Below are 19,733 nucleotides of genomic sequence, written 5' to 3'. Positions count from 1 at the left end.
GTCGAGTCGAGCCGAGTCGAGCAGCGAGCCGTTGCCTATGCAACGGCCATGTCCGGCTCGATCTCGTCGAGTGCCGCAAGCGTCGCTGCCAGCCGCTCCCGCAACCCCTCGCTCGCCGGCACGAACGGCAACCTCAACCCGTCTTCGCACCACCCTTGCGCGGCCAGCACCGCCTTCACCGGTGCCGGATTCGGCTCCGCGAACAGTGCCGCGACGAGCGGCTGCAGCGCGACCGACAGCCGCCGCGCGTCGGCGAGCCGGCCGTCGCGCAGCAGCGCATGAATGCGCACGTGCCATTCGGGCAGCACATGCGCGCTGCTGGCGATCGCGCCGTGCGCACCGGCACACAGCGCGGCGAAGTTCTGGTTGTCGTCGCCGGAGAGGATCGCGAGCGGCGTGTCGTGCACGAGCCGGCTCATCCGGTCGAGCGTCCCGCCGCACTCCTTGATGCCCGCGACGCGCGGATCGCGCGCGAGCGCCTGCAGCGTTTCCAGTTCGACGTTCACGCCGGTGCGGTACGGGATGTTGTAGACGAGCACCGGCAGGTCGGCCGCATCGACGATCGCTTCGACGTGGCGGCGGATTCCGTCCTGCGTCGGCCGAACGTAGACGGGCGGCGTGACGAGTAGCCCGTCGGGGCGCAGCGCGGCGAGTTCGCGTGCGCGGGCGGCCGCGAAGTGCGTCGCGCTCGCGGTGAGCCCGACGACGATCGGCAGGCCGGGTACGGCATCGCGCAGCGTCGCGAACACGGCGTCCTGTTCGCGCGCGTCGAGCAGCACGCCTTCACCGGTCGTCGCGCACGCGACGAAACCCGCGATGCCCGCCGTCGCATAGTGACGCGCGAGCCGCGCGAGCGCGCCGTGGTCGACGTCGCCGTCGTGGAACGGCGTGATGAGCGGCAGCCAGATACCTTCGAAACGTGCTTGCATGAAAAACCTCATGGTGGAAACGGAGTGGAAAGGAACCGTTCCGCCGGCGGTGCGCCGGAGCGAGGCGTGCAAGCAAGAAGATGAAAACGACCTGCGCGCATCCCGTCCGGCATTCGCCTGACGGGACGCGACGTCCCCGTCAGTCGAGGAGTCGTTTTTTCAGTTTCAGCCCGGCCGCGCGCGCACCTGCCGCGATGGCGGCAAGGATCGAGGGCGAGCGCAGGGCAGCGGACATGGATGAACCGTGAAAAGGGCTGAGCGGCGATCTTAACATCGGATCCGGCGCGTACGCGAGCGATGCGCGCCCCGTTTAGCAGGATTCGAGATTTGCTTTGCACGACAGATTGGAAAGCGCGCGGCGTCCGGCCGCTAGAATGCCCGCTTACGTTTGGATGACAGCGCGTACGCGTGCCGTCACGCACATTCACCATCACTGGAAACGGGGCATATCACGATGGCAAGCATCAACGGGATCGGCCGCTGGCTGCACACGGGCGCCGCGGCGGCGCTGGTCGTGGCGGCAACGGCCGCGCACGCGGACACGTCGATCCTGAACGTGTCGTACGACGTGACGCGCGAGCTGTACAAGGACATCAACACGAGCTTCGCGGCCGCGTACAAGCAGCAGACAGGCGAAACCGTGACGATCAAGCAGTCGCACGGCGCGTCGAGCGCGCAGGCGCTGTCGGTGCTGCAGGGGCTGCAGGCCGACGTCGTGACGATGAACCAGCCGAACGACATCGACCTGCTCGCCGAGCGCGGCCAGCTGCTGCCGAAGGACTGGCGCACGCGCTTCCCGGACAACAGCTCGCCGTACTCGACGACGATGGTGTTCCTCGTGCGCAAGGGCAATCCGAAGGCGATCAAGGACTGGAGCGATCTCGCGAAGCCGGGCGTGCAGGTGATCATCGCGAACCCGAAGACGTCGGGCAACGGCCGCTACGCGTACCTCGCCGCGTGGGGCTATCAGAAGCAGAAGGGCGCGACCGATCAGCAGGCGCTCGACTTCGAGAAGGCGGTGTTCCGCAACGTGCCGGTGCTGGACTCGGGCGGCCGCGGCGCGACGACGACCTTCACGCAGCGCGGCATCGGCGACGTGCTCGTCACGTTCGAGAACGAGGTCGCGCTGATGGACACGGGCGCGTCGGGGGCGGAATTCGACGCCGTGTACCCGTCGGCGAGCATCCTCGCGGAGCCGCCCGTCGCCGTCGTCGACAAGGTCGTCGACAAGAAGGGCACGCGCAAGGTCGCGCAGGCGTATCTCGACTACCTGTACACGCCGCAGGCGCAGGAGATCATCGCGCGGCACCATCTGCGCCCGCGCGACGCGGCCGTGCTGAAGAAGCATGCGGCCGAGTTCAAGCCGCTGAAGACGTTCAGCGTCGAGCAGGTTTTCGGCAGCTGGGCGAACGCGCAGAAGACCCACTTCGCCGACGGCGGCACGTTCGACCGCGTGATCGTCGACCGCAAGTAAGCACGCCGCACGCCGCGCGCGTGCGGTCAAGCTGACCGCGAAACCGGCCGCTCATGCGGCCGTTTTTTTTGCGCGTCACGCGTCACGCCCGCTCCGCATTCCCGGCCACCGCCTTCGCGTGCTACGCTCATCGCCTCCCTGCTTCAGGCCTCGCGCGATGAACGTCGATCCGTCCTCTCCAGCTTCCCGCGGCCGTGGCCGCAAGCTCTGGTCGGGCACTCGCCCCGTGATTGCTTACGGGATGCCGCCGCTCGGCTGGCGCGACCTCTATCACCGTGCGCTGACGGTGAGCTGGCCCGTATTCTTCCTGTCGCTCGCGGTGCTGTTCCTGCTGCTCAACGGCGGCTTCGCGACGCTTTACCTGCTCGGCGACGCGCCGATCGCGAACCAGTCGCCGGCCGGGTTCGTCGGCGCATTCTTCTTCAGCGTCGAGACGCTCGCCACGGTCGGCTACGGCGACATGCATCCGCAGACCGTCTATGCGCATCTTGTCTCAACCTTCGAAATCTTCATCGGGATGTCGGGCATCGCGCTGGCGACCGGCCTCGTGTTCGCGCGGTTCTCGCGGCCGCAGGCGAAGATCCTGTTCGCGCGTTACGCGATCGTGCGCCCGCTGAACGGCAAGATGACGCTGATGGTGCGTGCCGCGAATGCGCGCCAGAACGTGATCGCCGAAGCGCAGGCGAAACTGCGGCTGATGCGCGTCGAAGGCACGCACGAGGGTTATACGCTGCGCAAGATCCACGACCTGCCGCTCGTGCGCAGCGAGCATCCGATCTTCCTGCTCGGCTGGAACCTGATGCACGTGATCGACGAAACGAGCCCGCTGTTCGGCGAGACCGCCGAGTCGCTCGCCGCGCGCGATGCGTCGCTGTTGATCACGATCGAAGGTTCCGACGAGACGACCGCGCAAGTCATGCAGGCGCGCTACTCATGGGCGCATGCGGAGATCCGCTGGCGTCATCGCTATGTCGACCTGATGCACGACGAAGGCGGCATCACGCACATCGATTACACGCATTTTCACGAAGTCGTGCCGGTCGATGCCGATACCGACGAGCGTGGCTCGCCGGGCGTGGTGGTCGGGGCCGACGCGGCGACGCAGGCGCCCGGGTCGGCTGCATGACGTCGGCGACCGGCGCTAACGGTCGCCGGCATTCGGTCGCGGCTGTCGCGACCGAATGCCGTGCCGTTCATGCGTCACGCATGCAGCAGACGCGCCGCTTCCCGCTGTTCGACCACGACCGCGCGGCGATGGCCGTCGCGATCCTCGGCGCGCGCGACATAGTCGCCGAGCACGCCTTCGTGCGGCAGCAGGTGCGCGTCGAACGCGGTCTTCAGCGTGCTGGCGAGCAACAGGTCGGCCGCAGTGAAATGATCGCCGACGAGCCAGCGATTGTGAGCGAGCGTTTGCGCGAGTGCACGCTGCACGCGCGTGATGTTGCCCCAGCCGAAGGCGACCGGATTGCCCGACGCGCCGGTGAATTTCTCGGCCATCGCGGGTTCGAGGCAGGTGGACGTGAAGAACATCCACTGCAGGAAGCGGCCACGCAGCGGATCGTCCGGCGCGATGCCGAGCCCGGCGCCCGGGCAGCGATCGGCGAGATAGAGCAGCACGGCACCGGATTCGGCGAACGGTTCGCTGCCGTCGTCGAGCGCGGGCAGCTTGGCCATCGGATTGACCTGGACGAACGCGTCGCTGCCCTGTTCGTGCGAACGCAGGTCGATCGGCACGAGCTCGTAGACGGCGCCGATTTCCTCCAGCATCCACAGCGCCCGGAATGCCCGGGTCTTCGGCCAGTAGTAGAGCTTCATCGCGCCTCCGCGTATCGGTGTGCGTGTCGTTCGGTGGATGCTCAAGCGTACCCGAGCGGGAGAGGTTCGGACAGGGGCGGAAGGTGGAAGCTGGAATCTGGTAGCGAGTTCCGCGCAAAGCCAGGTGCTGCCGAAGTTCATGAAATAACTAGTTATTAATGAACTAGTCGTGAATTGACGGATGAATGCCCGACCGACGCGGCCGCGACCACGCGGGTCCGACGGCAGAGTCGGCGGCTGGTCGCGCGAGCCCGGACGATGGTCGTCGACGGGACGCGAAACACGAAAGTCGGCCACCCAGCGGGTCGAACGAGTAGATTGAATTCAAGGCCAGGCGATCGCATTCGGCGAGTCAGGCGCTGCGTGATGCGCAGCGTGCCGGTTCGATCGCATACGGAGCACATCAACGAATGGCGAACGACGATCGCACCACGATCATTCCCCGGCGCACGCCGCAATCGGCTGCGATGCGCACGGAGCTCCAGCGGACGATGGCGATCACGACGCGGCTCAACCGTCTGACGTTCGACGATGCGGACGAAGTCCGGGCATTGTTCGGGGAACTGATCGGCAAGCCGATGGACGACGGCTTCCTGCTGATCCCGCCGTTCTACGCAACGGGCGGCGCCGATACGCGGATCGGCCGCAATGTATTCGTCAACCAGAACTGCACATTCTACGACCTCGGCGGCCTCGATATCGGCGACGACGTGATGATCGGCCCGAACGTCAGCCTCATCACGTCGGGCCATCCGCTCGAGCCATCCCGCCGACGCGACGCAGTCGTCGCCCGGCCGATCGCGATCGGGCGCAATGTGTGGATCGGCGCGGGCGCGACGATCATCGGCGGCGTGTCGGTTGGCGAGAACTCGGTTGTCGGCGCGGGTTCCGTCGTGACGCGCGACGTTCCACCGAATACGCTGGTCGGCGGAAACCCGGCGCGGATCATCCGTTCGATTGCCGAGTGAGGGCGCTTGCGGGCGCCGCCGGCTGCGGAGCGAATGTGGACAACCGGCCGCGCGGTTCACTCGAAATGCTGTGGATTCGAGCGGTGAGCGTGCCGCCGGAGGCCGAATTTGCGGGGCTTTCCGGCATTTGACGCCGATCGCCGGCAGGGCCGTGAACCGACGTTGCCGATGCGCCGACGGCAAATCTTCGCGCCGGGGCGGTTGTGGATATCCGGGCCCCGGAACCACTCGGCACGCTGTGCATTTCACCGGTGAGTGCGACCTCGTGCGGCCCGATGCGCGAGGCGGGGTGTGGACAACCGGGTTCCCGACGACGAAAAAAGCTGTGCGCTGGAACGGTGAGCGCCGTCGCCCGATTGCACGTGAGACTTGCCTGGTGCGGACTTTCAGGGCGTCGCGCACAATCCGGAACGCCGCGCATTCTAACGGCGTGCGCGGATCGTCGACAGGTCCGCACCCGCATCATGGTGTGGATATCCTGCCGCAGGCTTCACTCGAATCGCTGTGTATTTCAATGGTGAGCGTCGGCGACCGGTCGGACCGGGCGTCGGCTCGTGCGCCGGTTTCTGATCGTCGACTGCGGCTTCGAGGGTCGCGCATTCTAACCGCACTCGCGATCGCGCGTTTCATTCGAGTGTGTGCCGCGATGTGGATATCCGGTCGCCGGAACCAGTCGACGTGCTGTGTATTTCAGCGGTGAGGGCGGGCGCGTGCTGTTCGGCCGCGTCGGTGTGAGGCCGGATCTAGCGGCCTCGGCGGGGTTGCGGGCGCTGCTGTTCATGCCTGAATCGGCGACTGCGTGCGGCGACTGCGTGCGATAGCGTGCCGACGCTCACCGTTGAATTTCACAGCGTTTGGAGTGGTCGTGGGTCGGGCTGTCCGCACCCGGGGGTGGCGTCCTCGTTCGATCGCCGTGCCACCGCTCACCGTCGGAATTCACAGCGTTTCGAGTCGTCGTGGATCGCGCTGTTCACACCGGAATCGGCGCTCTCGTTTGATCGACGATTGCCGCTCACCGTCGAATTTCACAGCGTTTCGAGTCGTCGCGGGTTGGGTTGTCCACACCTGAATCGACATCCTCGTTCGATCGCGTGCCGGTGCTCACCATCGAAATTCACAGGGTTTTTAGTGTCTGGTGGTGGTGATGTCCACACGCGGACCTGCGCCTCGTTCGGCCGCGCGACGGCATGTATCGATGAACCCCAAAGCCTCGTCAGGGCTCGCGCACGGACGCCCCCATCCGCGCCGAAGCCGGCCGCGGCACCCGACACGCGCTCGCAGGACCCGCGCTTGCATTGCCGCGACGAGCGGACCGCGCTCCGGAGCAACGCACGGGCGGACAGCGGTGTGGATATCGCACCGCCGAACCGAGTCGCAAATCTGTGCATCCGACAGGTGAGAGCGAGCGTCGCCGCGGCCGGACAGGCATCGGGCGGTGTGGATATCTCCCGCCAACATCGACTCGCCTTGCTGTGGATTTCAACGGTGAGCGCCGGCATCCGCTCGAACCGCGGGGCGATCGAGGTGTGGACATCCGGCCTCCGACGCGACTCGAAACCCTGTGCAATCGACCGGTGAGCGCGCCCGCCCGTTTCGCCCGCAATCCCCGGCATTGTGGACATCCCGCATCCGCGACCAATCGGAACGCTGTGCATCCGATGGGTGAGGACGCGCCTGTTCTGCCGCGTGAACCCTTGCCGCACGGCCCGCGAGCGCCCACCGCCGCGCCCGCGGGCGGCTTCCCGCCTATCCCCGCGTTTTCGAGGCAACCGCTTCGCCCACGCCGAGATGCCTCCAGAAGCCGTCCGCCGCCCCGCGCGAAAACTCTCTCAATTCCCGGCCAAATCCTGCGCAGTTTTTCTCACTCCGGCGCCGTTCGAGCAAGATGAGAAAAAACTTTCTCGTCCTCCCGCGAAAAAATAGAGCCATCCAGTTGGCCCCGGCCGGCGTCGCCCGACGCCCCCGATGCACAGCCCAGAACACACAATCAGGAGACATCCCCCATGACCGCCCGACTGCCCGTTGACGGCACGCCCGCGCTATCCGACTACCGCCTGACCGACAACCTGACCGCCACGCGCGGCCGGATCTTCCTGACCGGCACGCAGGCGCTGGTACGCCTGCTGCTGATGCAGCGCGCGTCCGATACCGCGCAGGGCCTGAACACGGCCGGCTTCGTCAGCGGCTACCGCGGCTCGCCGCTCGGGATGGTCGACCAGCAGCTATGGAAGGCGAAGAAGCTGCTCGACGGCGGCGGCGTGCGCTTCCTGCCCGCGATCAACGAGGAACTCGGCGGCACCGCGGTGCTCGGCACGCAGCGCGTCGAGGCCGACCCGGAGCGCACCGTCGATGGCGTGTATGCGATGTGGTACGGCAAGGGCCCCGGCGTCGACCGCGCCGGCGACGCGCTGAAGCACGGCAACGCATATGGCTCGTCGCCCCACGGCGGCGTGCTGGTGGTGGCGGGCGATGACCATGGCTGCGTGTCGTCGTCGATGCCGCACCAGAGCGACTTCGCGATGATCGCGTGGCACATGCCGGTCGTGAACCCGTCGAACATCGCGGACATGCTCGAGTTCGGGCTGTACGGCTGGGCGCTGTCGCGCTTCTCGGGCGCGTGGGTCGGCTTCAAGGCGATCTCGGAGACCGTCGAGTCGGGCTCGACCGTCGATCTCGACGCGCTGCAGACGCAATGGCCGGCGCCAGCGGGCTTTACGCCGCCGTCGGGCGGTCTGCACAACCGCTGGCCCGACCTGCCGAGCCTCACGATCGAGGCGCGCCTCGCGGCGAAGCTCGACGCGGTGCGCCATTTCGCGCGCACCAACAGCATCGACAAGTGGATCGCGCCGAGCACGCACGCGAACGTCGGCATCGTCACGTGCGGCAAGGCGCACCTCGACCTGATGGAAGCGCTGCGCCGGCTCGACCTCACCGTCGCCGACCTGGAAGCGGCCGGCGTGCGGATCTACAAGGTCGGCCTGTCGTATCCGCTCGAGATGACGCGGATCGAAACCTTCGTCGACGGCCTGTCGGAAGTGCTCGTCATCGAAGAGAAGGGCCCGGTGATCGAGCAGCAGATCAAGGACTACCTGTACAACCGCGCGGACGGTGCGCGCCCGCGCGTGCTCGGCAAGCACGATGCCGAAGGCGCGTGCCTGCTGTCCGAGCTCGGCGAGCTGCGCCCGTCGCGCATTCTGCCGGTGTTCGCCACCTGGCTCGCGCGCCACAAGCCGGCGCTCGATCGCCGCGAGCGCGTCGTCGATCTCGTCGCGCCGCAGATCCTGTCGAACGAGGCGGACGCGGTGAAGCGCACGCCGTACTTCTGCTCCGGCTGCCCGCACAACACGTCGACGAAGGTGCCCGAAGGATCGATCGCGCAGGCCGGCATCGGCTGCCACTTCATGGCGTCGTGGATGGAGCGCGACACGACGGGCCTCATCCAGATGGGCGGCGAGGGCGTCGACTGGGCCGCGCACGCGATGTTCACCAACACGAAGCACGTGTTCCAGAACCTCGGCGACGGCACCTACTTCCACTCGGGCATCCTCGCGATCCGCCAGGCCGTCGCCGCGAAAGCGAACATCACGTACAAGATCCTCTACAACGATGCGGTCGCGATGACGGGCGGCCAGCCGGTCGACGGCAGCATCTCGGTGCCGCAGATCGCACGGCAGGTCGAGGCGGAAGGCGTGTCGCGCTTCGTCGTGGTGTCCGACGAACCGGAGAAGTACGACGGCCATCACGGCTTGTTCCCGAAGGGCACGACGTTCCATCACCGCAGCGAACTCGACGCGGTGCAGCGCGAGCTGCGCGAGACGCCGGGCGTCACCGTGCTGATCTACGACCAGACTTGCGCGGCCGAGAAGCGCCGCCGCCGCAAGAAGGGCGAGTTCCCCGACCCGGACAAGCGCCTGTTCATCAACGACGCAGTATGCGAAGGCTGCGGCGACTGCGGCGTGCAGTCGAACTGCCTGTCGGTCGAGCCGCTCGAGACGCCGCTCGGCCGCAAGCGCCGCATCGATCAGTCGTCGTGCAACAAGGACTACTCGTGCGTGAACGGTTTCTGCCCGAGCTTCGTGACGGTCGAAGGCGCGGCGTTGAAGAAGGCCGCGGGCGCGGCGTTCGACGAGGCGGCGCTCGCCGTGCGCGTCGACGCGCTGCCGGTGCCCGCGACGCATCTCGACGCGGCGCCGTACGACATGCTCGTCACGGGCGTAGGCGGCACCGGCGTCGTGACGGTCGGCGCGCTTATCAGCATGGCCGCGCACCTCGAAGGCAAGAGCGCGTCGGTGCTCGACTTCATGGGCTTCGCGCAGAAGGGCGGTTCGGTGCTGTCGTTCGTGCGGATCGCGTCGAGCGACCGGTGGCTCAACCAGGTGCGCATCGACACGCAGCAGGCCGACGTGCTGCTCGCGTGCGACATGGTCGTCGGCGCGAGCGCCGAGGCGCTGCAGACGGTGCGCCATGAGCGCACGCGGATCGTCGTCAACACGCACAGGATTCCGAACGCGTCGTTCGTGCAGAACCCCGACGCGAACCTGCACGCGGATGCGCTGCTCGAAAAAATGCACCATGCGGCCGGTGAAGGCTACCTGTCGAGCTGCGACGCTCAGGCGCTCGCCGCGAAATTCCTCGGCGATTCGATCGGCGCGAACATCCTGATGCTCGGCTACGCATGGCAGCTCGGCCTCGTGCCGGTGTCGCTCGCCGCGATGATGCGCGCGATCGAGCTGAACAACGTCGCGGTGCCGATGAACAAGCTCGCGTTCGCGATCGGCCGAATGGCGGCCGGCGATGCGGCGGGCCTCGATGCGTTGTGGAACGCGCGTCACGCGGTGGCCGCGCACGCCGCGCCGGAAACGCTTGCCGAACTGATCGCCGATCGCGAAGCGCGTCTCGAGGCATATGGCGGCGCGCGTTACGTCGAGCGTTACCGTGCGCTCGTGAACGCGGCGGCCGCGAAGGGCGACGACGCGCTGACACGCGCGGTCGCCACGACGTTCTACCGGCTGCTCGCGGTGAAGGACGAATACGAGGTCGCGCGGCTTTTCACGGACGACGCGTTCCGCACGGCGCTCGAGGCGCAGTTCGAAGGCGTGCCGGGGCAGGCATATCGCGTGAAGTTCAACCTGGCGCCGCCGACGGTCGCGAAGGCCGGCCGCGACGGCAGCGTGCCGAAGAAGCGCGTGTTCGGCCAGTGGATGTGGCCGGTGTTCGGCATGCTGGCGCGTGTGCGCAGCCTGCGCGGCACGTGGCTCGATCCGTTCGGCCGCACCGTCGAGCGCAGGATGGAGCGCGCGCTCGCGGACGACTACGAGATGACGATCGCCCGTGCGCTCGCCGCGATGACGGCCGGCAATGCGGCGCAGGTCGCGCAACTGGCCGACCTGCACGCCCGCGTGCGCGGCTTCGGTCACGTGAAGGTGCGCAACCTGGCCGGCGTGAAGCGCGCGGAGCGCGAGCTCGCGCTGCAGCTCGGCATCGACGCGGCGACGAGCGCGGCCGTGCAGCACGCGCTCGACGAGATGAAGGGCGCCGGCATGTTGAAGGGAATTCCGGTCGTCGTCGCGAAGTAACGCGAACACGGGCGGATGGGGAAACGGCGACGCTTCGGCGTCGCCGTTTTTTATGGGCGATTGCTTACGAGCATCGACCAGCCCGTCAGAGAATGCCTTTCTTGCGCGTCGACAGCGCCGTTTCCGACAGATCGATCTCGCGGATGAGCTTCGTCAGCGTTTCGTCGGAAATCTTGCTTTCGCTGCGCAGCCGGTACAACACCGAACGTTCCGCGCGCACCGCCGCGATCCGCATCTGCAGTTCCATCGTTTCGGTCTGCTTGGCTTCCGCGCGCGGCGTCGGGCCATCCTCGGCGAGCGCGGCGAGGCGGCGGCGATACTGGTCCATCACGCGCGCGGAGATGTCAGCGCAGCGCGCGGCGCCCGATTCGTCGAGATCGGCCGAGATCGCGTCGTGCGACGAGTCGATCGCGCGAATCGCGGCCTGCGCGGCGGCCGCGCGCGCGGTGCGCTCCTCGTCGGCGAGCGGGTTGCGCGTCGAGCGCACGCCGCGCAGCAGCAACGGCAGGCCGATCACCGCCACGACCAGCGAACCGAGGATCACGGCCGACGCGACGAAGATCGCGGTGTCGCGCCCGGGCAGCGGCGCGCCGTCGGCGAGCGCGACGGGGATCGACAGCACGCCCGCGAGCGTGACCGCGCCGCGCACGCCGCCGACCGTCATCACCGCGATCGTGCGCACGCCGGCCATCGTGCCCGCGAGGCCGTGGCGCGCGGCGCGGCGGCTCGCGATCCAGCGCAGCAGCCAGACCCACAGGAAGCGGATCGCGTACAGCGCGAGCATCATCGCGCATACGTTGAAGATCATCCGGCCGACGAGCGCGTCGCTCGTGTGATGCGCGTCGACGAGCGCGCGGCCGATGATGTGCGGCAGCTGCAGCCCGAGCATGATGAACACCATGCCGTTGAACACGAACTCGATCATCGCCCACGTGCTTTCGGCCCGCACGCGCGACGCGACCGTGCTTTTGCGGGAGAAGCTCGTGTAGTTCATCATCATCCCGGCCGACACGGCCGCGAGCACGCCCGACAGCTCGAGGTGCTCGGCGAACAGATAGGCGGCGAACGGCACGAGCAGCGTCATCACGATGCCGGGGGCCGGGTCGCCTTCCTGCTCGGCGTTCAGGAAGCGCGTCGACAGCGCGCTGAACACCCACGACACGACCGCGCCCGTCGCGAGCCCGCCGGCGGCGACGATCACGAACGAGATCGACGCATCGCGCAGCGAGAACACGCCGGTGAGCGCAGCCGCGACCGCGAACTTCAGCGCGACCAGGCCCGACGCGTCGTTCATCAGCGCCTCGCCTTCGAGGATGTGCATCAGCTGCGGCGGAATCCGCCCCTTGCCGGCGATGCCTGACAGCGCGACCGCGTCGGTGGGCGACAGCACGGCCGCGAGCGCGAACGCGATCGGCAGCGGCAACTCGGGTATCAGCCAGTGCGCGAAGTACCCGACTGCGAGTACCGTCATGAACACGAGCCCGAATGCGAGCATCAGGATCGCGCGGCGCTGCAGGTACAGCTCGCGTTTCGGAATCCGCCAGCCGTCCGCGAACAGCAGCGGCGGAATGAACAGCAGCATGAAGATTTCGGGATCGAACGTGACGTGCAGGTTCAGCTTCGGCCACGCGAGCATCGCGCCGAACGCGATCTGCATCAGTGGCAGCGGCAACTGCAGCGGCAGGATGCGCGTGACCGCGCCGGACAGCGCGACGGTCAGCAGCAGGATCAGGACTGTGAAGACGATTTCCATCGATACGGCAATTGCGGAGAATGAAACGACCGTACGGAGTTTAGCGTGACGGCATGACGGGTGCGCTCGAGCGCGCCGGTGCGGGTGCACGCAAACGGTGCATCCGGCCTGCGCCACGCTGGTGCGGCGGCGCCGCACGTATGCGTGGCGCGTGGTTCAAGGCCTTGCACGGAGCTTGCTTGATGCTTGCGTACCGTCCGGCACCGGCCGGACAACCGAGGATTCCACCATGACATTGCGCGCGCCGTTTCAAGCACTCGCCGCGTTCGGCTGCAACACCAGGAGGGCGCCATGACGATCGTGCAACAGGAGCGTCCGGCCACCGCTTCGCCGTATCGTTTCGAGCGGGAGATGAGCTCCGGCCTCGAACGCCTCGCGACGCAGCATCGCGACCTGACGCTCACGACCGTGTTCCAGCCGATCTTCAGCCTGTCGCACCAGCGTGCGGTGGGCTACGAGGCGCTATTGCGCGCCCATGACGCGCTCGACCGGGCGGTGTCGCCGCTCGACGTGTTCGGCGAGGCCGCGCGCCAGGGCGAATTGCTGCAGCTCGACCGGCTCGCGCAGGCGCTGCATCTCGAGAACTTCGCGCTGCTCGGCGCCGAGCGCGAATGGCTGTTCCTCAACGTGCATCCCGGCGTGCTCACCGACCCGTTCCAGGCGGCCGCGCTGCTCGCGAACCTGAAGCGGGTCGGCATGCCGCCGCGCCGCGTCGTGCTCGAAGTGCTCGAACAGCGCGCGGAGGACATCGAGCGGCTCGCCGAAGCCGTGCGCGAATTCCGCGCGCAGGGCTTCCTGATCGCGCTCGACGATTTCGGCGCCGGCCACTCGAACCTCGAGCGGATCTGGCAGTTGAACCCCGACATCGTGAAACTCGACCGGATCATGCTGTCGCACGCGGCGCACCGCACGGGGCTCACCGCGATCCTGCACGGGCTCGTCACGCTGCTGCACGAGGCCGGCAAGCTCGTGCTCGTCGAGGGGATCGAGACCGAGCACGACGCGCAGATCGCGCTGTCGTGCGAGGCGGATTTCGTGCAGGGCTATTACTTCGGCCGCCCGGCGCCCGGGCTGCCCGACAGCGCGACGGCGACCGGCTGCATCGGCGAGCTGACCGAGCGCTTTCGGCAACAAACCGAAGCGCGCGAGCGGCGCGATACGCAGCGGCTCGCGCCGTACCTGCGCGCGTTCGAGCGTGCGGCCGAGCGGGTGGCGGCCGGCGCGCCGCTCGACGAGGTGTGCTGGAACTTCCTCGCCCTCGACGCCGCCGCGCGCTGCTTCCTGCTCGACGCGCGGGGCCGCCAGGCGGGCCGCAACGTCGTGCTGCGCGCGGACCGCGCGCTCGCCGAGGCGCGTTTCTCGCCGCTGTCCGACGCGCAGGGTGCGAACTGGCTGCGCAGGCCGTATTTCCGCACGGCGATCGCCGAGCCCGGACGCGTGCAGGTCACGCGCCCGTACCTGTCGATCAACGAGGCGCAGCCATGCGTGACGCTGTCGGTGGCCGTGCGCATCGGCGATGCGCAGCACGTGCTGTGCGGCGATATCGACTGGATCGACGAGGAAGCGGACGGCGCATAGCCACGGCGTCGCGCTGGCGCGGTTCACGCCGCTCGGCTAGGATGCGCGAATTGTCCTGACGATTCGCGAGCCGCCGATGAGCCGAACCGCCGCTTCCTCCGTCCTCCTCGAAGTGATCGCCACCACCGTCGGCGACGCGAAGGCCGCCGCCCGCGCGGGCGCCGACCGCCTCGAACTCGTGACCGCCATCAGCGAAGGCGGGCTGACGCCGAGCATCGGCCTGATCGAGGCCGTCGTGGCTGCCGTGGCGATTCCGGTGAACGTGATCGTGCGGCCGCACAGCCGATCGTTCGTCTACGACACCGACGACCTGCGCGTGATCGAGCGCGATGTGCGCGCGGCTGTCGCGGCCGGTGCGAACGGCGTCGTGTTCGGCGCGCTCGATGCGCGCGGCGACGTCGATCTCGATGCGCTCGAGCGCGTCGCGACAGCCGTGGACGGACGCGACCTGACGTTTCATCGTGCATTCGACGTGTCGCGCGACCTCAATGCCGCGTTCGACGCGCTGCTGCGCGTGCCGGCCGTCACGTCGGTGCTGACCTCGGGCGGCCATCCGTCGGTGCTGGACGCGGTCGCGACGATCACGCGGCTGGTGCGGCAGGCGGCGGGTTCGACCTGCACGGTGCTGGCCGGCTCGGGGCTCACGATCGACGCCGTGGGTGATTTCATCCGCGCCACCGGCGTGCGCGCGGTGCATTTCGGCTCGGGCGTGCGGCCGCGCGGCGAGGTGCTGGCGCCCGTCGACGAACAGCGCGTCGAGCGCGTGCGCGCGGCGCTCGACGGCGCGGCGGCGCATGTGTGACGGGCGGTGCTGAAAGCCGTGCGCTGACGATCGGGTGAAAAAAAGCCGGGGCCTGCCCCGGCTTTTTCGTCTGCAAGCCAGACGCGCCGCAGTCGCTTACGCGTTCTCCGCCAGCGCGTCGGCCTGGCTTGCGCGGATGCCGAGGCGCTCGAACAGCGCGCGGTCGCGCTGCGTCTGCGGATTGCTCGTGGTCAGCAACTGGTCGCCGTAGAACATCGAGTTCGCGCCCGCGAGGAAGCACATCGCCTGCATCGCGTCGTCGAGCTGCTCTCGGCCGGCCGACAGGCGCACCACGGCCTTGGGCATCGTGATGCGCGCAACCGCGATCGTGCGCACGAATTCGAACGGGTCGAGCGGCGCGGTGCCTTCGAGCGGCGTGCCTTCGATCGCGACGAGGTTGTTGATCGGCACCGACTCCGGATACGGGTTCAGATTCGCGAGCTGCGAAATCAGGCCCGCGCGTTCGCGGCGCGATTCGCCCATCCCGATGATGCCGCCGCAGCACACGTTGATGCCCGCATCGCGCACGCGGTCGAGCGTGTCGAGACGGTCCTGGTACGTGCGCGTCGAGATCACCTGGCCGTAGAACTCCGGCGACGTGTCGAGGTTGTGGTTGTAGTAGTCGAGGCCCGCGTCGGCGAGTTGCTGCGCCTGCTCGTCCTCGAGCATGCCGAGCGTCATGCAGGTCTCGAGGCCCAGCTCCTTCACGCCGCGCACCATCTCGGTCAGCGCCGGCATGTGGCGCTCCTTGGGGTTGCGCCATGCGGCGCCCATGCAGAAGCGGCTCGCGCCGTTCGCCTTCGCCGCGCGCGCGGCGTCGAGCACCGTGTCGACGTCCATCAGCTTCTCGGCCTTCAGGCCCGTTTCGTGATGCGACGACTGGGAGCAGTAGCCGCAATCCTCCTCGCAGCCGCCCGTCTTGATCGACAGCAGCGTCGACAGTTGCACCGCGTTCGCGTCGAAGTGCTCGCGATGCACCTGCTGCGCGCGGAACATCAGGTCGTTGAACGGCAGCTCGAACAGCGCGACGACGTCGGCGACGCGCCAGCGCTGCGATGCCGGGGCGGCCACGGGGATCGCGTCGGGTTGCACGGCGGCGGTCTGGGCTTGGGTCATGGTGGTTTTCCTGTCGTGGATGCGGGGATCGGGAGATCAGTGCCGCGCGTGGCGCAGCGTGTCGATGAGCGTGGCGATGTCGAGCATCGCCGCCGCGGATTCGGGGGCGGCCGGGCGCAGGTGCGCGATGCGGCCGAGGAGCGGCGCGCGATGCTCGCGCGCGAGCCAGTCGCGGATCGTCGCGATGTTCTCGTCGGTGTACGACATGGCCGGGTCGACGTGGTTCGCCACCCAGCCGGCGAGCGTGAGACCGCGCTGGCGAATCGCGTCGGCCGTCAGCAGCGCGTGGCTGATGCAGCCGAGCCGCACGCCGACGACCAGCACGACGGGCAGGGCGAGCGCAACCGCGAGATCGGCCGTGTCCTGCGTGTCGTTCAGCGGCACGCGGAAGCCGCCGACGCCTTCGACGACGACGACGTCCGCGCGCGTCAGCGCTTCGCGGTGGCTCGCGACGATCGTGTCGATGTCGAGCGTCACGCCTTCCTGCGCGGCGACGATGTGCGGTGCGGCCGGCGCCTTCAGCAGGAACGGCGTGCGCAGCTCGGGCGGCAGCACGACGTTCGCGGCCGCGTCGAGCTGGTCGGCGTCCTCGTTGCGCCAGACGCCGTCGCGTTCGTACGCGCCGGCGGCGACGGGCTTCAGCGCGGCCGCGCGCAGCCCGTGCCGCGCGAAGCCGTGCAGCATCGCGGCCGACACGAAGGTCTTGCCGATCTCGGTGTCGGTGCCGGTGACGAAGAGGGAAAGCGGGGCCGTCATGCTGCAGCCTCCTCGGGGGGCAGCGAACGCGCGTGAGCGTCGGGGTGGTCCGGTCCTTCGCTGGCTTCGATCAGCGCGGTTTCGAGCCGCGCGAGATCGTCGAACGAATGCGCGGCCGACAGCGAGATGCGCAGCCGCGACGTGCCGGCGGGCACCGTCGGCGGCCGGATCGCGGGCACCCACAGGCCGTGCGCGTCGAGCGAGCGCATCGCCGCGAGCGTCGCGTCGTTGCTGCCGATCACGAGCGGCTGCACGGCCGTGTGCGAGTCGACCGGCTGCCACCGCGTCATGCGCAGCAGCGCGCGCGTGCGCTCGATCAGCGCTGCGAGGTGTGCGCGTCGCGCATCGCCTTCGTCGCCGGCGATGACCTTCAGGCTTGCCGAGACGGCATGCGCGACGGCCGGCGGCGCGGCCGTCGTGAAGATGTAGCTGCGCGCGCGCTGGATCATCCATTCGATCACGGTCTCGTGCGCGATGACGAATGCACCCGCGACGCCGGCGGCCTTGCCCAGCGTGCCGACGTACACAAGGTTCGGCGAGCGTAGCGCGGCGGCCGCGAGCGCGCCGCGGCCCTGCGGGCCGAGCACGCCGAAGCCGTGCGCGTCGTCGACGACGAGCCACGCGCCGTGGCGTTCGGCCAGCGCGACGAGTTCGGCGAGCGGCGCGATGTCGCCGTCCATGCTGAACACGGTGTCGCTGACGATCAGTTTCGTTTCGGCCTCCGACGCATCGAGCAGCGCGGCGAGCGCGGCCATGTCCGCATGCGGGTAGACCTGCACGGTCGCGCGCGACAGCCGGATCCCGTCGATCAGCGATGCGTGATTCAGCGCGTCCGAGAAGATCGTCGCGTGCTTGCCCGCAAGCGCCGTCATCGCGGCGAGGTTCGCCATGTAGCCGGTGCTGAAGTACAGCGCGCGCGGTGCATCGGAGAAGCCGCCCGCGAAGCCGGCGAGTTCGTCCTCGAGCGTCGCGTGCGCGCGCGAATGGCCGCCGAGCAGATGCGAGCCGCCGCTGCCGGAGCCGTAGCGCTGCGCGCCTTCGGCGAACGCGGCGACGAGCGCGGGATGCGCGGCGAGGCCGAGGTAATCGTTGCTCGCGAAGCCGACGATGTCGCGGCCGTCGACGCGCATGTGCGCGTCGCACGCGGTGTCGGCGGTGCGGCGCACGCGTCGCAGGCCCTGCGCATCGAGTTCGGCGAGGCCGCGCTGCAGCGTGTCGAGCAGGGGCATGGTCGTTTCCCGTGAGGATTGCTTCATCGCGCCACCTCCGCGAGCGTCACGTCGAGCGTGTCGCGCGTGCGTTGCGCGAGCCACGCGATGTCGTCGTCGCTCATCACGTACGGCGGCATCAGGTACACGGTCGTGCCGATCGGGCGCAGCAGCAGCTCGCGTTCCAGCGCGCGTTCGAAGAAGCGCCGCGAGAAGCCGCGTGCCGCGTCGCCGTCGAGCGCGACGTCGAAGGCGAACAGCGTGCCGCGCTCGCGCAGGTGACGCACCTGCGGGTGCGCGTCGAGCGGAGCGAGCGCCGCGCGCATCGCGGCCGACTTGCGCGCGTTGCTCGCGAGCACGTCGTCGCGCGCGAACAGGTCGAGCGTCGCGACCGCCGCGCGGCACGCGAGCGGGTTGCCGGTGTACGAATGCGAATGCAGGAAGCCGCGCGTCGTGTCGTCGTCGTAGAAGGCCGCGAACACGTCGTCGCGCGTGAGCACGAGCGACAGCGGCAGGTACCCGCCGCTGATGCCCTTCGACAGGCACAGGAAATCGGGCCACACGCCTGCCTGCTCGCATGCGAAGAAGGTGCCGGTGCGGCCGCAGCCGACCGCGATCTCGTCGGCGATCAGGTGCACGCCGAATTCGTCGCACAGCGCGCGCAGCCCGCGCACGTACGACGGATCGTGCATCGCCATGCCGGCCGCGCATTGCACGAGCGGCTCGACGATCAACGCGGCGATCCGGTCGGCGCGTTCGGTGAACAGGCGCCGCACGTCGTCGAGCGCGCGCCCCGCGACGTCGGCGGCCGTCTCGCCCGGCAGCGCGCCGCGTGCGTCGGGCGACGCGACCACGTGCGCGTGGCGGATCAACGGGTCGTACGCATCCTTGAACAGCGCGACGTCGGTCACGCCGAGCGCGCCGATGGTCTCGCCGTGATAGCTGTTTGCAACGCACACGAATTCGCGCTTGTCCGCGCGGCCGCGGTTGCGCCACGCATGGAAGCTCATCTTCAGCGCGATCTCGACCGCCGACGCGCCGTCCGACGCGAAGAACGCATGGCCGAGCGTGCGCGCGGTGAGCGCATGCAGCCGCTCGGCGAGCTCGATCGCCGGCTCGTGCGTGCAGCCGGCGAGCATCGCGTGCTCGAGCGTGTCGAGCTGGTCCTTCAGCGCCGCGTTGATGTCCGGGTTCGCATGGCCGAACAGGTTCACCCACCACGAGCTGATCGCGTCGAAGTAGCGGCGCCCGTCGCGATCGTACAGCCACAGGCCCGCGCCGCGCGCGACGGGAATGAGCGGCATGCGCTCGTGGTGCTTCATCTGGGTGCAGGGATGCCAGACCGCGCGCAGGCTGCGCGCGACCCAGTCGTCGGTGGCTGGCGTACTCAAGGCAACTCCGGGGGTAAAACGGCGGCGGGCATCGAACGGGATGCCGCGCGGCGACAGACGGAAAACGCGGTGAGATTAGCGTGTTCCGCCGCACGTTGCACTACCGGTTACAAACACCGCAAAGCCTTGCTGGACGGGAGTTCGGCGCAGATACGGGGTGCTCGGGACGGTACGCGCCAGATGCCCAGAAATGACCGCAGATGACGACGTTCGAGTGACACCCCCCGACAGAAAAAAATCGCGGCGCAGGCGGTTGCCGATGGGCGAAAAATCGGGGCACGAATAAAAAGGGGCGGAAGCGCGATGCGATGTGCGCGGTCGTAGGCGAATGGCGTGCGGACTCAGGCGCGGCCGCGGTTCAGGAAAG

Annotated in this window: 14 protein-coding genes; 7 read left to right on the top strand and 7 right to left on the bottom strand. The window is 68.6% G+C overall.

Annotated features, from left to right (window positions below; translation table 11 throughout):
- Positions 1–35: 35 nt before the first annotated feature.
- Positions 36–929 carry a 4-hydroxy-tetrahydrodipicolinate synthase gene (gene dapA / locus ACT2FV_RS31650; protein ID WP_444505387.1) on the bottom strand — a complete coding sequence of 298 codons (894 nt, stop codon included), beginning with the start codon at positions 927–929 and terminating at the stop codon, positions 36–38.
- Here dapA and ACT2FV_RS31645 point away from each other — a divergent pair.
- From ACT2FV_RS31645 to ACT2FV_RS31635, 3 genes are all read left to right on the top strand, one after another.
- Entirely contained in the window at positions 928–1,050 is a 123-nt protein-coding gene (locus tag ACT2FV_RS31645; RefSeq protein WP_260436514.1) for a hypothetical protein, read from the top strand. The two genes, dapA and ACT2FV_RS31645, sit on opposite strands and share 2 nt — an antisense overlap.
- A 333-nt stretch (positions 1,051–1,383) precedes the next feature.
- Positions 1,384–2,403, top strand: a complete 1,020-nt coding sequence (locus ACT2FV_RS31640) for a sulfate ABC transporter substrate-binding protein (RefSeq protein WP_444505386.1) — start codon at positions 1,384–1,386, stop codon at positions 2,401–2,403.
- 157 nt (positions 2,404–2,560) lie between these two features.
- A complete protein-coding gene (locus tag ACT2FV_RS31635; protein ID WP_151048830.1) occupies positions 2,561–3,529 on the top strand; it encodes an ion channel in 969 nt (322 codons plus the stop codon).
- A gap of 74 nt (positions 3,530–3,603) precedes the next feature.
- On the opposite strand, the gene ACT2FV_RS31630 is transcribed toward ACT2FV_RS31635, so the two are convergent.
- Positions 3,604–4,218, bottom strand: a complete 615-nt coding sequence (locus ACT2FV_RS31630) for a glutathione S-transferase family protein (protein ID WP_059599998.1) — start codon at positions 4,216–4,218, stop codon at positions 3,604–3,606.
- Positions 4,219–4,628: 410 nt separating this feature from the next.
- Here ACT2FV_RS31630 and ACT2FV_RS31625 point away from each other — a divergent pair, with 410 nt between their 5' ends.
- Complete coding sequence (locus ACT2FV_RS31625) at positions 4,629–5,186, top strand: sugar O-acetyltransferase (RefSeq protein ID WP_151048829.1); 558 nt, start codon at positions 4,629–4,631, stop codon at positions 5,184–5,186.
- A 2,003-nt stretch (positions 5,187–7,189) separates the two neighbouring features.
- Entirely contained in the window at positions 7,190–10,762 is a 3,573-nt protein-coding gene (locus ACT2FV_RS31620; protein WP_444505385.1) for an indolepyruvate ferredoxin oxidoreductase family protein, read from the top strand.
- Positions 10,763–10,847: 85 nt separating this feature from the next.
- On the opposite strand, the gene ACT2FV_RS31615 is transcribed toward ACT2FV_RS31620, so the two are convergent.
- On the bottom strand, positions 10,848–12,515 hold the full coding sequence (locus ACT2FV_RS31615; RefSeq protein WP_124626435.1) for a Na+/H+ antiporter: 1,668 nt from the start codon (positions 12,513–12,515) through the stop codon (positions 10,848–10,850).
- A 291-nt stretch (positions 12,516–12,806) separates the two neighbouring features.
- Here ACT2FV_RS31615 and ACT2FV_RS31610 point away from each other — a divergent pair, with 291 nt between their 5' ends.
- Together ACT2FV_RS31610 and ACT2FV_RS31605 are read left to right on the top strand one after the other, a co-directional pair.
- On the top strand, positions 12,807–14,093 hold the full coding sequence (locus tag ACT2FV_RS31610) for a sensor domain-containing phosphodiesterase (protein ID WP_444505384.1): 1,287 nt from the start codon (positions 12,807–12,809) through the stop codon (positions 14,091–14,093).
- 76 nt (positions 14,094–14,169) lie between these two features.
- Positions 14,170–14,895 (top strand): copper homeostasis protein CutC, encoded by a 726-nt coding sequence (locus tag ACT2FV_RS31605; protein ID WP_444505383.1) that lies wholly within the window; start codon positions 14,170–14,172, stop codon positions 14,893–14,895.
- Positions 14,896–14,991: 96 nt separating this feature from the next.
- On the opposite strand, the gene bioB is transcribed toward ACT2FV_RS31605, so the two are convergent.
- From bioB to bioA, 4 genes are read right to left on the bottom strand one after another with little or no spacing between them, the layout of a single operon-like run.
- Positions 14,992–16,011 (bottom strand): biotin synthase BioB, encoded by a 1,020-nt coding sequence (bioB, locus tag ACT2FV_RS31600; protein ID WP_124901982.1) that lies wholly within the window; start codon positions 16,009–16,011, stop codon positions 14,992–14,994.
- A gap of 36 nt (positions 16,012–16,047) precedes the next feature.
- Positions 16,048–16,767 (bottom strand): dethiobiotin synthase, encoded by a 720-nt coding sequence (gene bioD, locus ACT2FV_RS31595; RefSeq protein WP_444505382.1) that lies wholly within the window; start codon positions 16,765–16,767, stop codon positions 16,048–16,050.
- On the bottom strand, positions 16,764–17,996 hold the full coding sequence (gene bioF / locus ACT2FV_RS31590; RefSeq protein ID WP_124626427.1) for an 8-amino-7-oxononanoate synthase: 1,233 nt from the start codon (positions 17,994–17,996) through the stop codon (positions 16,764–16,766). The genes bioD and bioF overlap by 4 nt, the downstream gene beginning before the upstream one ends.
- Positions 17,997–18,019: 23 nt before the next feature.
- Complete coding sequence (gene bioA / locus ACT2FV_RS31585; protein WP_151048824.1) at positions 18,020–19,366, bottom strand: adenosylmethionine--8-amino-7-oxononanoate transaminase; 1,347 nt, start codon at positions 19,364–19,366, stop codon at positions 18,020–18,022.
- Positions 19,367–19,733: the final 367 nt, after the last annotated feature.

This window comes from Burkholderia sp. PR2 (assembly GCF_052372875.1).
Classification (GTDB): domain Bacteria; phylum Pseudomonadota; class Gammaproteobacteria; order Burkholderiales; family Burkholderiaceae; genus Burkholderia; species Burkholderia diffusa.
Note: the sequence above shows the minus strand (reverse complement) of the source record. Positions and strands in the feature narration are given on the sequence as shown.